Annotated in this window: 14 protein-coding genes; 7 read left to right on the top strand and 7 right to left on the bottom strand. The window is 62.3% G+C overall.

Translation table 11 applies throughout. The features are described from left to right. Positions 1–142 precede the first annotated feature (142 nt). Together RlegSU303_RS12020 and RlegSU303_RS12015 are read left to right on the top strand one after the other, a co-directional pair. Positions 143–526 (top strand): Hpt domain-containing protein, encoded by a 384-nt coding sequence (locus tag RlegSU303_RS12020; protein ID WP_003540152.1) that lies wholly within the window; start codon positions 143–145, stop codon positions 524–526. A gap of 262 nt (positions 527–788) precedes the next feature. After that, entirely contained in the window at positions 789–1109 is a 321-nt protein-coding gene (locus tag RlegSU303_RS12015; RefSeq protein ID WP_003540151.1) for a 2Fe-2S iron-sulfur cluster-binding protein, read from the top strand. A 315-nt stretch (positions 1110–1424) separates the two neighbouring features. Here the strand turns inward: RlegSU303_RS12015 and RlegSU303_RS12010 are convergent, their stop codons facing one another. Beyond that, positions 1425–2051: a DUF922 domain-containing Zn-dependent protease gene (locus RlegSU303_RS12010; protein WP_094085834.1), complete on the bottom strand. Its 627-nt coding sequence runs from the start codon at positions 2049–2051 to the stop codon at positions 1425–1427. Positions 2052–2152: 101 nt separating this feature from the next. On the opposite strand from RlegSU303_RS12010, the gene folP reads away from it, so the two are divergent. From folP to folK, 3 genes are read left to right on the top strand one after another with little or no spacing between them, the layout of a single operon-like run. Beyond that, positions 2153–3022 carry a dihydropteroate synthase gene (folP, locus tag RlegSU303_RS12005; protein ID WP_094085835.1) on the top strand — a complete coding sequence of 290 codons (870 nt, stop codon included), beginning with the start codon at positions 2153–2155 and terminating at the stop codon, positions 3020–3022. Then, positions 3019–3384 (top strand): dihydroneopterin aldolase, encoded by a 366-nt coding sequence (gene folB / locus RlegSU303_RS12000; protein WP_003540148.1) that lies wholly within the window; start codon positions 3019–3021, stop codon positions 3382–3384. Before folP ends, folB begins: the two co-directional genes overlap by 4 nt. Next, the gene (gene folK, locus RlegSU303_RS11995; protein WP_017960674.1) at positions 3377–3895 is read left to right on the top strand and encodes a 2-amino-4-hydroxy-6-hydroxymethyldihydropteridine diphosphokinase; all 519 of its coding nucleotides are present in this window, start codon (positions 3377–3379) and stop codon (positions 3893–3895) included. Before folB ends, folK begins: the two co-directional genes overlap by 8 nt. Positions 3896–3963: 68 nt before the next feature. On the opposite strand, the gene RlegSU303_RS11990 is transcribed toward folK, so the two are convergent. From RlegSU303_RS11990 to RlegSU303_RS11975, 4 genes are all read right to left on the bottom strand, one after another. Beyond that, positions 3964–4515 (bottom strand): hypothetical protein, encoded by a 552-nt coding sequence (locus RlegSU303_RS11990; protein ID WP_003540146.1) that lies wholly within the window; start codon positions 4513–4515, stop codon positions 3964–3966. Between the two features lie 210 nt (positions 4516–4725). Next, the gene (locus tag RlegSU303_RS11985) at positions 4726–5805 is read right to left on the bottom strand and encodes a YcjF family protein (protein ID WP_131718561.1); all 1080 of its coding nucleotides are present in this window, start codon (positions 5803–5805) and stop codon (positions 4726–4728) included. Continuing rightward, on the bottom strand, positions 5802–7277 hold the full coding sequence (locus RlegSU303_RS11980; protein ID WP_131644190.1) for a YcjX family protein: 1476 nt from the start codon (positions 7275–7277) through the stop codon (positions 5802–5804). Before RlegSU303_RS11980 ends, RlegSU303_RS11985 begins: the two co-directional genes overlap by 4 nt. 199 nt (positions 7278–7476) lie before the next feature. After that, complete coding sequence (locus RlegSU303_RS11975) at positions 7477–7971, bottom strand: SixA phosphatase family protein (RefSeq protein ID WP_017960671.1); 495 nt, start codon at positions 7969–7971, stop codon at positions 7477–7479. A gap of 275 nt (positions 7972–8246) precedes the next feature. Between RlegSU303_RS11975 and dksA the strand changes: the two genes are divergently transcribed. Beyond that, positions 8247–8666 carry an RNA polymerase-binding protein DksA gene (gene dksA / locus RlegSU303_RS11970; RefSeq protein ID WP_003540142.1) on the top strand — a complete coding sequence of 140 codons (420 nt, stop codon included), beginning with the start codon at positions 8247–8249 and terminating at the stop codon, positions 8664–8666. A 63-nt stretch (positions 8667–8729) separates the two neighbouring features. Here dksA and RlegSU303_RS11965 read toward each other — a convergent pair whose 3' ends face one another. Then, positions 8730–9485, bottom strand: coding sequence for a DUF1062 domain-containing protein (locus RlegSU303_RS11965; RefSeq protein ID WP_131718560.1), 756 nt, complete (start codon positions 9483–9485; stop codon positions 8730–8732). 306 nt (positions 9486–9791) lie between these two features. Then, positions 9792–10850 carry a flagellar biosynthetic protein FliO gene (locus tag RlegSU303_RS11960; RefSeq protein WP_094085836.1) on the bottom strand — a complete coding sequence of 353 codons (1059 nt, stop codon included), beginning with the start codon at positions 10848–10850 and terminating at the stop codon, positions 9792–9794. 298 nt (positions 10851–11148) lie between these two features. Here RlegSU303_RS11960 and cckA point away from each other — a divergent pair, with 298 nt between their 5' ends. Continuing rightward, entirely contained in the window at positions 11149–13752 is a 2604-nt protein-coding gene (cckA, locus tag RlegSU303_RS11955; RefSeq protein WP_131718559.1) for a cell cycle histidine kinase CckA, read from the top strand. The last annotated feature ends 202 nt before the right edge of the window (positions 13753–13954 follow it).

The following is a 13954-nucleotide window of genomic DNA, read 5'->3' as shown; positions in this document are numbered from 1 at the left end:
AAACCAATAATTTAGGGATATTTAACGGACGTTAACCATATGGCGAGATTTCCGCCCCGAATGTGCCGGAATTTAACGTGATGGCCACCCTCCTGTCGCAGAACTGTTGCAACTGCAGACGACAGAGACGGGAGAATTGGCAATGGCAGCCCAGATGGCAGCATTGAACATCGTATTCGAGGCGCCGGATAATGCAAAGGGACCGTGTCCCTCCAAGGTCCGGCCGATCGATCTGGTGCATCTCGCAAAGCAGACGATGGGCGATAAGACGCTGGAACTCGAAGTCCTTCAGATGTTTGCGCGCCAGGCCCGCGCATGCCTGCAGGATATTGCCAGCGGCGAAACCATCCGTATCGGCGCAGCCGCGCATCGGCTGAAGGGCGCGGCAAGCTCGGTCGGCGCGTTCCGCGTGTCGCAGACGGCGGAAGCCGTCGAGGAAAACGGCGGCGATGCCGGCGCGACCGCAGCGCTCGGTGCCGCCGTCATCGACGCCGAGAATTTTATCCTGAAGCTCTGCCGCGGCTGATCTCCAAGTTTCTATCTGACGCATGTCGTTGTCCCAAAACCGCTGCGTACTTTTGGGCGACGTGCATAGGATAGCGTTCGAACGAGGCCCGTTGTTCCATTGCGGAACCGCGGGTCTTTTTGCGACGTCCCTTATGACGCTTTGAAGACGGCGGGCGAAGGCCCGATCTGCGAGGCTGTGGCAAATTTCCCCAATATTGACTGATGCGTCGAATTGTCGGAAGAAAATCCGCCCACTCACTTGAAGACCGGAAATAGTCCTGATGCCTAAACTTACCATCGTCGCCTTCGACGGCACGCGCTTCGACCTCGACGTCGACCAAGGCTCCACCGTGATGGAGAATGCCGTACGCAATTCGGTCCCCGGCATCGAGGCCGAATGCGGCGGCGCCTGCGCCTGCGCGACCTGTCATGTCTATGTCGACGAGGAGTGGACGGAGAAGGTCGGCCAGCCGGAAGCGATGGAAGAGGACATGCTCGACTTCGCCTTCGATGTGCGCCCGACCTCGCGGCTGTCCTGTCAGATCCGGATGAAGGCTGTCTATGACGGGCTGGTGGTGCACGTGCCGGAACGCCAGGCCTGACGCGTACTGCGCTTCACACGCCGCCGAAAAAATTCGATAAAAAAAGACGCCTCGCGCGCTAGAGCGAGCGAGGCGAGGCGGGCGCATTACCTACGGATGAGGGAGGAACATCCGCGGCTTCGGAACGCGCCAGGAGAACCCAGCGATGAAAGTGCAGATGCCGTACCTGAACTTTCGAATGTGTTCATATTAACGCGTTCCGGTTGAGTCTGCCAGGATGAAAAATGACCATTCAATCGCTGGGGAGGGTGCAAGTTTCGCACAAGTTTCGTTATGCAGCTAAGGGTTTTCGCTCGCAACCAGACTGGAAAAGCCTTATTTTGCGCCGGCTCGACCGTTGATTCGATTGTTCAGCAACCTCAGCATGCGCTTCTGGAAATTGACCGCCTCGACCCGGTCGAATCGCGCCTGCTGCCGGTCGTGCTCCTCTATACCGCGAGCTGATTCGTCGGAGACGAGTTCCTGCATGGCTTCGCAGCTGCGCTGCTGCGGCAGCGCGCGAATGGCGCGCTCCATGGCGCGGGCCTGGTCGCGGGCGATCTCGGCATGGCGCTCCTCGTGGCGCTTGATATCGCTCGACAGCGCGTCCCAGATCATCGACAGCTCCTTGCTGGCGCCCTTGCGGCTGCTCCAGCGCGGCAGGATGATCTGGGTGTGGACCGTGACCTTGACGTTGCTGACGCGGCAGCGCCCGTTATTCTGAATATAGGTTGCCTCGCCGCCGAAGCGGATCTTCGTAGCGCCGGGATGGCGCGCCGAGGAACCGCTCGCCGTCGGGCCGCGCCGGCTGAGTTCGCGGTCGAGCTCATCCGCGGTTTTGCCGCGAATGTCGAAATAGGAATAGCTTTTCGATGCGATCACTTCGGCTGCCGACGGGCTGCAGAGGGAAAGAGCAATGGAAAAGGCGATAGGAACGACCATATAACGCACTGCAAGCGGCATTCTGAACGCAACCCGTGTTGAAATCGGCAGGAGCTTGGGGCATAGCCACCCCAAGCGCAATATCAGATGGCGCTTTTTTCGTCATCAATGGGATAAGTCTGGTGACAGGGCTCGAAGGCAGCATATGGCGTGTCGGCCATGGCCGGGAGATCGAACTCGGGCGTCGTTCGGTGATCATGGCGATCATCAACGTGACGCCGGACTCCTTTTCCGATGGCGGACGCTTTGAAACCGTCGATGCGGCGGTCGAACAGGCGTTGCGGGCGGTGAGCGAGGGTGCCGGCATTATCGATATCGGCGGCGAATCGACCCGGCCGAACGCAGCAAAGGTCAGTCCTTCCGAGGAGCAGGCGCGCGTGCTGCCCGTCATCGAGGCGTTGCGCGGCCGCACCCAGGCGCTGATCTCGATCGACACCTATCGCGCCGAGACGGCGCGGCTTGCGATCAGTGCCGGCGCCCATATCGTCAATGACGTCTTCGGGCTGCAGAAGGAGCCCGATATCGCCGATATTGCCGTGGTGACCGGAGCCGGGCTTTGCATCATGCACACCGGCCGCGACAGGGTAAAACTTGTCGATGTGATTGCCGACCAGGTGCATTTCCTCGAACGGTCGCTTGATATCGCCGCTGCATCAGGCGTCAACCGCGACCGCATCGTGCTCGATCCGGGCTTCGGCTTCGCAAAGGAGACGGCGGAGGAGAACCTGGAGCTGATGGCGCGGTTTTCCGAACTTTCCCGCTTCGGCCTGCCGCTGCTTGCCGGCACTTCGCGCAAACGCTTCCTCGGCACGGTAACGGGGCGTGAGGCGCAAGACAGGGATGTAGCGACGGCTGCGACCAGCGCGCTGCTCAGGCTTCAAGGGGCTGCGGTTTTCCGGGTGCACAATGTCGCAATCAACAGGGATGCGCTTGATATCGCCGATGCTATGCTTAATGCGCGCCAGGAATTCGAGAGGAAGCGGCCGACATGACCACCTACACGATCACGCTGCAGAACTGCGCCTTCTTTGCGCGCCACGGTGTGCATGACGAGGAGGAATTCCTCGGCCAGCGTTTCTTCGTCGATGCCGAGCTCGATGTCGTCGCCGGCGAGGCGCTGGAAAGCGATTCGATCAACGATACCGTCAATTACGGCATCGCTTTCACCGTGATCGAGCAGATCGTCACCGGCAAGCGGCGTTACCTGATCGAGTCCCTGGCGCTCGATATCGCCAAGGGGCTCTGCGAGACATTCCCGCAGATCCGGCGGGCAAAGATCACGGTGCGCAAGCCGAACGCGCCGGTGCCCGGCGTGCTCGATTTCGTGCAGGTGAGCGTTGAGCACTTTGCTTAAGGCTGCGTTCCAATCCGCCACACTCGGTCTCGGCGGAAATATCGGCGACCCGGTGAAGGCGATGGCGGCTGCGCTGCAAAAGCTGGATTCGCGGGACGACTGCCGGGTTACCGCGGTCTCGCGGCTCTATCGCACGCCGCCCTGGGGCAAGACCGACCAATCGTTCTTCTTCAATGCCTGCGCTGTCGTCGAGACCAGGCTGGAGCCCGAGGCTTTGCTCGATATCTGCCTGTCGATCGAACGGGAAATGAAACGCGAGCGCATCGAGCGCTGGGGGCCACGCACGCTCGATATCGATGTGCTGACCTATGGCGACGTGATCCAGGACGCGCCGCGGCTGGAACTGCCGCATCCACGGATGACCGATCGCGGTTTCGTGCTGATGCCGCTTGCCGATATCGCGCCGGGTCTTCGGGTCAGGGGCAGGGCGGTCAGTGACTGGCTGTCAGATGCAGAGGTGACCGGCATCGAGATTGCCAACAACAGTCGCGATTGGTGGCTGAGCGCCTGAAACAGGGAAACTGAAACGGGAAACGGCGGGAAACCCGCCGCTTCAGGAAAATCCTCTGTGCGATTTGTCTACTGGATGGAACCGACGGCCATCTCGTCGACCTGGCGGGTCAGCGTCAGGCCGATCACCGGGATCATCTGGCTTTCGACCTTGACCGAAACTGTGACGTTCATCGTCTTGTCGTCGCGCACGCGGGCGATCATCGCGCCATTCAGTTTGGCGCGGTTGATGCCGACAACGACGGTATCCTCGCTGACGGCGCCGGAGACGACGTCAAGGCCCTTGCCGGCGGCGCCGTCGAGGAATTTGCCCTTGTAGCTCGAGCCCGACTGAGAGATGACGGCGGTCATCGGCTGCTTGAAGACGCCGACGCGGCAGGTGCCGTCGAGCTTGATGCCGGCGCTACTGTCGCCTGTGGGCTCACCGATCAGGTTGCAGGTGAATTTTGTGCCCTTGTACTTGCCGGCGACGATTTCGCCAGGCCCTTTCCATGAACCGGCGACGGAATCGAAGAAGGCCTTGTCACGGGTTGCAGCGGTGGCTGCCGGTGCGACATCTGCGACGGGAGACAATGCCGCGGCGGCCAGGCCGCATACGATAAGAAACTTGCGCGAATACATGGATTTTCCTTGGCAAACACCACTCACGAACTGGCTGCAAGTTTTGCCGAAGAATGGTTAATCCTTCCTTTCGATTGTGCCGAAATGCAAGGTAGTACAGGGTTTTCGCGCGGTGATGGGTTTAAAAACCTGTCACTAGAGCCTTGAATCTGCGGAAATTTCTCCGGCATTACGCTACGGCAAGCGAAAACTGCGGAATCGCTGCTTCGTTCAAGGATTGTTGCCGCGCGGCGACATGGAGGGGGTGAGATCGCCGATGAAATCACCGATTCCCGGCCGCTTCAGGGCATGGAAGGCGAGCGGGCGGCAGAGATCCATCGCTGCGATTCCAATGCGGGCGGTCATCAGGCCGTTGATGACGCCTTCGCCCAGTCGTGCCGAGAGCTTCGAGGCAAGCCCATGGCCAAGCACCTGCTGGACCAGGCTGTCGCCGACGGCGATCGAGCCGGTGACGGCCAGATGCGCCAGCACGTCACGCAACAGACGGAACATGCCGAGTGTGCCAGGCCGGCCACCGTAAAGCTCAGCCATGGCGCGGATGAGGCGCACGGCCTCATAGAGCACGTAGAGCAGGTCGACCACGGCGCGCGGGCTGACAGCAGTAACGATCGAGACGCGCTTCGAGGCATTGACGATCAGGGCGCGGGCCTTGCGGTCGAGCGGAGCGAGCAGTTCCCGTTCGGCGAGCGCGATCAGATGCGGGGGATCGATGACCTCGCCCTCGGTAGCCTTCAGCGTCGCACGGCCCTTTGATGTCTCGGGATTTGCCGAGAGCAGCGCAGTCAGCTGCGCGACGACGGCGCGCGCCTTGACTGGGCGGGTTTCGAGGATCGCCGCCTCGGCTTCGGCCTTGATCTTCTGGACGGCGGCAAGGCGCATCATGCCGACGGTTTCGCGGATGACGAGGACCAGCACGGCGAGGATGCCGGCTGCCAGCACGGCAAGGGCTGCATATCCCAACCAGTCGGCGCGGGTGAAGAGGTCGCGGATCAGGCTGTCGGTCCAGAGGCCGATGGCGAGCGACAGCAGGATGCCGAAGGCGCCGGCGGCGATCTTGCCGAAGGAGGTTCGCCGCCTGCGCGGCGCTGCAATGGGGACCGCGCTCAGATCCTTCTCGGGATTGAGGAAAGGATCGTCCTCGTCAGGCGTCACGACGATATTTTCGGAGAAGCTTTCCGGCTTGCGCCGCTCGCCTCCTTGCCCGCCGTTGTCGCGCGGATCGGCAGCCTTGTCCTCGTAGGTGAAGGCGGCGGGTGCGCGGCGCGGCGGATCGGACGGGGGCTTGCTCATGCGAGACGATCTCCGAACAGGAACTGCATGGCGCGGTCGAGGCGGATATGCGGCACCGACAGCTTGATGCCGCCGCCGGTTTCCTCGAGATGCGGCGGGCGGAACCTGACGACATTGACATCGGGCAGCTGCAGGCCGGTTTCGCCCGCGGCGATGCGGTCGAACAGGCTTTCCGGATCCTCCGGCAGGTCACCGGGGAAGATCGCGGTCTTTCTCTGGCCGTCGAAGCGTTCGCCGGCGATGGTTTCGCCCTCCATCGGCGTGCCGACGATGACCGGCAGTTCATGGCCGTCACGTTTGACGGTCGCCTCGCGGGTGGCGCGCACGGAGGCAAGCGCCATGACGTCGATGCCGGCGCCTGCCATGCCGATGCGGTCGATGGCGCGGTCCACCAGGCGGCGGGTCAGCGCATCGAGGCGGTCGTGGCTTTCATGGTGGAGATGATCGGCCTTGGTGGCGGCGACCAGCACGCGGTCGATGCGGCGCCCGAGCAGGGAGGAGAGCAGCGAATTGGTGCCGGGGCGGAAACAGGCGAGCACATCGGTCAACGCGCGTTCCAGATCCTGCACTGCTTCGGGGCCGCGGTTCATCGCCTGCAGCGCATCGACGAGGACAATCTGGCGATCAAGCCGGGCGAAATGCTCGCGGAAGAAAGGTTTGACGACGACCGACTTGTAAGCCTCGTAGCGCCGCTCCATCATCGTCCAGAGCGAGCCGCGGCCGGGACGGCCGTCCGGCGGCAGAGCCAGCGGCGCGAAGGTCAACGCCGGCGAGCCGTCGAGATCGCCGGGCAGGAGCAGGCGGCCAGGCGGCAGGGTGGAAAGTGAGCGTTCGTCGGCCTTGCAGGCTTTGAGATAATCGGCAAAGGCGGTGGCGAGGTCGCGGGCGACCATCTCGTCGGCGCCGGCATGGATATCGGCGGCGCGTGTCAGCGCCAGCCATTGGCGCGACAGCTCGGAGCGGACGCCAGTTTCGGCAAGCGCCAACGTCTCCTCGCTGAACGTGCGGTAATCCTTGCCGAGCAGCGGCAGGTCGAGCAGCCATTCGCCGGGATAATCGACGATATCGATCGACAGGCGGCCGGGCGAAAACAGCCGGTTCCAGCCGCTGGCGCTCTGATAATCCAGCGTGATTCGCAGTTCGGAGATGGCGCGGGTCGAATCCGGCCAGATACGATCCTTCACCAGCGCGCGGATATGGTCCTCGTACTGGAAGCGCGGCACGGCATCGTCGGGCTGCGGCTCCAGCCGTACCGCCGAGACGCGGCCGGATTGGACCGGCTCGAACAGCGGCAGTCGGCCGCCATGCAGCAGATTGTGGACCAGCGAGGAGATGAAGACCGTCTTGCCGGAGCGGGAGAGGCCGGTGACGCCGAGCCGCACGGTCGGATTGACGAGGCCGCTCGCCCGGTCGGCGAGATTGTCGAAGGCGATGCGGGCGTCATCGGCAAAGGATGTCAGGCGTGGCGGCAAGGCGCGATTCCGGTTGGTAACTGCCCCGCAATATAGGGAGGGCGCGCCGCCCGCAAAAGAAGCGGCGCTAGAGCATTTCCGTTTTTCTTCGAATCACGGAAATGCTCTACTTCCTTGTTTTTTCGCAATTCCCGGCAAAAACGCTTCGCGCTTTGCCTCGCAAAACCGCGGCACACTTTTGCTGGAATTGCTCTAGTCTTCAGACGACGACGAAATCGGTGAGGCGCCAGACGGCGGCGGAAGCGTCGTAATCGACGACGGCAAGGCCTGCCGTCGGGAAGCCGCCGGGAAGGGCGCTTGCCATCGCCTCATGACCGATCAGCGCCTCCAGCGCCTGCTCCATGGTCGGATTGTGGCCGACCAGCATGACGGCCGCTTCATCCTGCGCATCGATGATCTCGAGATAGGTATCGACCGTGGCGTTATAGAGCGCATCGACATAACGCACGTCGAGCGTGACGCCCATCGCCCGGTGGACGGCGCCTGATGTGTCGCGGCAGCGCAGCGCCGTCGAACTGATCAGAAGATCGGGACGGTAGCCCTTGTCGGCGGCCTTATCGGCGATGATCTCGGCATCGCCAAAGCCCTTTTCGTTCAGCGGACGGTCGAAATCGCGCTGTCCGGGTTCGGCCCAGGCGGCCTCGGCATGACGCAGGAGATAGATGCGGTTGGGCGGAGGCAGCGGTACGGTCATGGGCAAATCCGGGATCGGGCGGGTCTTTTCAGTAGCGGTTGCAATTGGCCGTCGTCAATCGCCAGCCATGCCACAAGCGCCTAAACGGGGCTGATAACACGGCGTTTTGAAGGCGAAGCAAAAAACGGCAACCGGAATAACGATGACAAAAGAGACCGTTAGCTGAAAATTGTAACAGATTTAAAAATCTGTTTACCTGTCGTATTTGGCTTGAATCGCGACTAGCGCTTGGGATATACACCCGGCCAGATGAGATGTTCTTCAGGAGAATCGCGTTGAGTGAGAAGATCGATCTTAGCAATTACGTTCCCTCGGAAGAGGAAGAATTCATGAACGTAAACCAGCGTGCCTATTTCAGGTCCAAGCTGGTTGCATGGAGAAATGATATCCTTAGAGAAGCGCGTGAGACACTCGACCATCTGGCCGAGGAAAGCGCAAACCATCCCGACCTCGCCGACCGGGCGTCGTCGGAAACAGATAGGGCGATCGAACTTCGCGCCCGTGACAGACAGAGAAAGCTGATTTCGAAGATCGACGCGGCACTGCAGCGCATCGAAGACGGCACCTACGGCTATTGCGAGGAAACCGGCGAACCGATCGGCCTCAAGCGCCTCGACGCCCGCCCGATCGCGACATTGTCGATCGAGGCGCAGGAGCGTCACGAACGCCGCGAAAAGGTCTATCGCGACGAATGAGAGTTTTCATGCAGGCATGAGAGCAGAACAGGCGCCGCGATCCGATCGCGGCGCCTTTTATAATTACGGTGAGCTTCCGGTCGCCACAGACCTCCACCATTGCTCCCGGCCGGTCTCGGCGGTGACGTCGACTGCAACCTTGGTGCCGTTCTTGATCCGCCGCCGCAAAACGTCGGCTCGACTCGAATCCGTCCGCAGCATGCCACAATCGTGAAGAGCCTGTAGCCGGGTGCGTGAAACTTGCAACTCGGACGCCAGCAGGCGGTCGAGGCGCGTGCTTGTTGGAACCGGGACCATCAGTTCGATTTCCAGTCTCGTCCAATCGGCAATTTCCTGCTGCATCTCTTTTGCGATTTCAAATTCGGCAAACTCGTCGACACGCTGCGACTTGCGCCTGAGAGCCTCGAGGTTGAACGCTTCTGCCCGGATCCAATCCGGATCGTTGGACTGCAACGCCTCGAGGACTGCGGGATCGATGTCGCGAACATTGCGGCGCTCGAAGATCGGACGATTCCACGTCTTTTCGCAGGTCGAGCATTTGTAGATAAGCCAGGCATCGAGCTTGCGGCCATTGGCGTTGAGCCGGATCTTGTCACTGCATCGGAAAGCTCTGAGGCCCCCGCAGCCGCTGCATACAATCCAGGGCTGGGGCGCTGTTTTCGGCAGAATGGTCCATCGGACCCGAAGGGTATTGCACATATCGTGTTGGTCTTCCGTTCGGAAGTCCACCAGGATGATGCGTGAGAAAGCCCTTGCGGGCGCGGTGTGGCGATGTTCTGGGCGGCAGAAGAGCTGAGACAGCGGAGTTGCACATGGCACATGTCAACAATGCCAAACCGGTCTCTCGCCACCACCCGATGAACATGTTCATACGCCGTCAGCGTGTCGCTGTCCGGCAGTACGGGTGAAACTGGAGTGAGACCGGTATTTACTTAGGCAAAGTATGACCTCGATGCGCCAACGCTCTTCAACCGGAGCGATAACAAATTATCAGCACAAGATGGAGTCCCCCGACACATCGGGAACTGAAAGTCGCCGTATTGCGGCTTTTATGCAACTTAGTGATGAAGGAAGGCCGGACGTGCGTTTCCGCTCACTTGTCGCGCCGGTCACTTGTCGCGCCAGTCACTTATCGCGGTTGACGCTCATCTCGCCGAAGATGCGGGCGACTTCCTTTTGCAGATCGGTATCGGCGCCGGTGATCGGCGCCATTTCCGGATCGCGGCGCGGCAGGTTTCCGGGTTGCGGCGCTCCGGGCCGGGGCACCTGGTTTGCCGGCGCCGGTACGATGCGTTCGGCCGTCAGATTGTTCGACATTTCCTCTTCCAGCACCCGCTGGAAATCAAGACGGCTCGCTGCTGCCGACTGCGCAGCCGATTCGTCTTCGGCGCTACCTGGCGCGGCGCGTGCGGCCGCCGGCATGTCCTTGACAGGCGGGGCGGAGACTTCGGGTTCGATGCGCTGCTGCGGCATCACGCGCTGACGGGCGGCATCGAGGATCTCGGCGGCACTTGAGGTATCGTGGAACGGTGCGGGCTGCGCGGCCGGGGGAGCGACGGGACGCTCCAGCGGGCGCGGCTGGGGCGGGACGGCACGCAGAGGATTGTCGCGTTCGGCCGACAGCGGAGCTGTAACGGGTTCTGCTGGAAGAGGGCTCGTGACCACCGGCGGTGCCACGGCCGGCGGGGCTGGCGGTTGGGCCGACGGTTCTGGGCGCGGGCGCGGCTCCGGCGAAACCGGTGCGGAGAAAGCGGGCTCGGCCGCCGGCTCGACACGGGCTGCGACCGGCGGGCGTGGTGGTGGGACCGGCGGCGTTTCCGATCGCGCGACGGATATCGGACGCTGCTCGACGGGCTGCGGGCGGATGGCGCTTTCCGGCTGCTCGGCCGCCGCGGGCAGGATGCGGCTTTCGATGACGATATCGCTCGGGCCGCCGATCATGATCAGGTGCTCGACCTCGTCGCGGCGCACCAGCACCAGCCGGCGACGGGCATCGACGGCTGCGGCATCCAGCACTTGCAGGCGGGGCTGGCGATTGCGGCCGCCGCGCACGAAGGGCGAGGGCGCCCGGCTGCGGATCACCCAGAGCACGATGATGAGCAGGAGAAGCGCCAGACCAACGCCACCGGCGGCAAGCAGGAAACGGCTGCCATAAGCTCCGACAACATCATCCAACATAGTCACTCACTCCATTTCGCATTCGGCACATATTGACGACTTTTCCGTTCCTTAGGCAAGGGCCGCCGGTGCTGTCCAGTCACTGGAGAACGCGATTTCGTGTTCCGCTGCTTGGCACCCGGCGACCTTGCGCACGGGTGGCAGCGTTGGCTTCTGGGGCAGATGGCGCTGTTGCCTGTGAATTCAAGCAGTCTTGCCGGCTAGCGGTGTTTTTGCCGACGCGGCAAATTGCTAAGAAGGAAAGAGTGCCTGATTCCCGCTTCGTGTTCGTGCTACGAAGCGGTAGGGCTTATGTGAGGAATACATGACGAAACCGCGTCAGGCCGACGACTATAACGCACCGCTTGTGGATCGTGGGGGGCGTTCTGGCACGGTCTTGCGCATTCTTCTGCTGGCGCTCGTGCTGATCGCGGCTGCCGGCGCTTTCGTCTTCTTCAAAAAATCGCTCGACAACGAGGTGGTGCTTGGCGGTCTCGGCGTGCTCGCCATGGTCGGCATCTTCTTCCTGGTGTCTTCGGTCATCGGCTTCATCGAGGTGATGCCGCAGCACCAGTCCGACAGCCTGGCGCGCGCCTTCCTCAACAGCCATCCCGACGGTACGCTGATCACCGACGAAAAAGGCCGAATCATCTATGCCAATGCCGCCTATGGCGCGCTGACCGGCGCGCGCAAGGCGACCGAGGTGCAGACGCTGGAAACGCTGCTGTCGCGCCATCGCGAGTCCAACGAGGCGCTCTACAGGCTGGTCAACGGTCTGCGCGAGGGCAAGGAAGGTCGGGAGGAATTTCGCCTACTACGCGCCGTCGGGCCTGGCAGCAACAGCTCCGGCGCCCATTGGTACCGGCTGAAGGCGCGGTTGCTGCAGCCGGAGGAAAACGGCGGCAAGCCGCTGCAGATCTGGCAGATCACCGACATCACCACCGAGCGCGACGACCAGGAGCGTTTCTTCAAGGAATTGCAGAACGCGATCGACTATCTCGACCATGCGCCGGCCGGCTTCTTTTCCGCCGGCAGGAAGGGCGAGATCTTCTACCTGAATGCGACGCTTGCCGATTGGCTGGGCCTCGACCTCACCAAGTTCGTGCCGGGCTCGATGACGATCGGTGACGTCGTGGCAGGCGAGGGACTGGCACTGATCCAGTCAGTGCAGGCCGAACCGGGTCTGAAGAAGACCGTGACGCTCGATCTCGACCTGCGCAAGAGCAACGGCCAGAGCCTGCCGGTGCAAATCATTCACAGCGTCACCTCGATGCGCGACGGCGCACCCGGCGAAAGCCGGACGATCGTGCTGGCGCGTGAAAAGAGCGATGTCGGCGGCCAGTCCGCTTCGGCCGCCGCCATGCGTTTTACCCGTTTCTTCAACAATACGCCGATGGCGATCGCCTCGGTCGACGGCAACGGGCGAATCTTGCGGACCAATGCGCCATTCCTGAAGATGTTCTCCGGCGTCGTCTCGCGCGACGATCTCGAAAAGGCGCCGCATCTCGAAACCATCGTGCAGGAAAGCGACCGGCCACAGCTGGCCGCGGCGCTGGCAGCGGCCAAGGACCGGCAGGGCGACATTGCGCCCCTCGACACCCGCACACCGACCGACGAGGCGCGCTATTTCCGCTTCTATATCAATGCCGTCATCGACCAGAGCGACGAGGCGCCAGAGGAGGCGGCGATCGTCTACGCCGTCGAGGTGACCGAGCAGAAGGCGCTGGAAGCGCAGATGGCGCAAACGCAGAAGATGAATGCCGTGGGAACGCTCGCCGGCGGCATCGCGCATGATTTCAACAACGTGCTGACGGCGATCCTGCTTTCCTCCGACCACCTGCTTTTGCAGGCGCGGCCCTCGGATGCCAGCTTTGCCGACCTGATAGAGATCAAGCGCAACGCCAACCGCGCCGCAGTGCTGGTGCGCCAGCTGCTCGCCTTCTCGCGCAAGCAGACGATGCGGCCCTCGGTGCTGAACCTTACCGATGTCGTCGGCGACCTGCGCATGCTGGTCGACCGGCTGCTCTCAGGCACCAATGTCAAGCTCGACGTGCAATATGGCCGCGACCTCTGGCCTGTCAAAACCGACCTGTCGCAGTTCGAGCAAGTTTTGATCAATCTCTGCGTCAATGCGCGCGACGCGATGCCCGAGGGTGGCACGCTGACGCTGCGCACCCGCAATCTGACTGCCGCCGAGGTCTCGGCCTTCAACTACTCCTACATGCCGGCCGAGGACATGGTGCTGGTCGAAGTCGCCGATAACGGCACCGGTATCGCACCGGAGATCATGGACAAGATCTTCGAGCCGTTCTTCACCACCAAGGATGTCGGCAAGGGCACGGGGCTCGGCCTCGCCATGGTCTACGGTATCGTCAAACAGTCGGGCGGCTACATTCAGCCGGAATCTGAAGTCGGCAAAGGCACGACCTTCCGCGTCTTCCTGCCGCGCCACATCCCGGAGCCGGCGGTGGCCGCCGAAGCAGGTTCGATCGACGGCGCCATCGCCGGGGCCGAAGTGGTGCCGCTGCCGGTATCGCCGCAGCAACCGGAGGACCTGACGGGATCTGCCGTCATCCTTCTCGTCGAAGACGAGGAGGCGGTGCGCCGCGGTGGCAAGCGCATGCTGGAAACGCGCGGCTACACCGTGCACGAGGCGGGCTCGGGCGTCGAGGCGCTGGCCATCTTGGAAGAACTCGACGGCAAGGTCGATATCGTCGTTTCCGACGTCGTCATGCCCGAAATGGACGGCCCGACGCTGCTGCGCGAGCTGCGCAAGACCTATCCCGACATGAAATTCATCTTCGTCTCGGGTTATGCCGAAGATGCCTTTGCCCGCAACCTGCCGCCGGAGGCGAAATTCGGCTTCCTTCCGAAGCCGTTCTCGCTGAAGCAGCTTGCTGTTGTGGTGAAGGAGACGTTGGACGGGTGAGGGAGGGTTGTCGGAGGGTGAGCGTGGGCGTTGTGCCGTGTCAGCCCCCTCTGCCCTGCCGGGCATTCTCCCCACAGGTGGGGAGATCACAAGGGGCGAACGCTTTCCATCACATCAACGTTTTCGCCGAGCTGCAATGGATACTTGGTTGGGGAAGCCGGTGCTTCCTGCCAATCTCCCTACCCGTGGGGGAGATGCCCGG

This window comes from Rhizobium sp. SU303 (genome assembly GCF_021052345.1).
Lineage (GTDB): Bacteria > Pseudomonadota > Alphaproteobacteria > Rhizobiales > Rhizobiaceae > Rhizobium > Rhizobium laguerreae.
The sequence above is the reverse complement of the archived record's forward strand: the minus strand, read 5'-3'. Positions and strand labels throughout refer to the sequence as shown.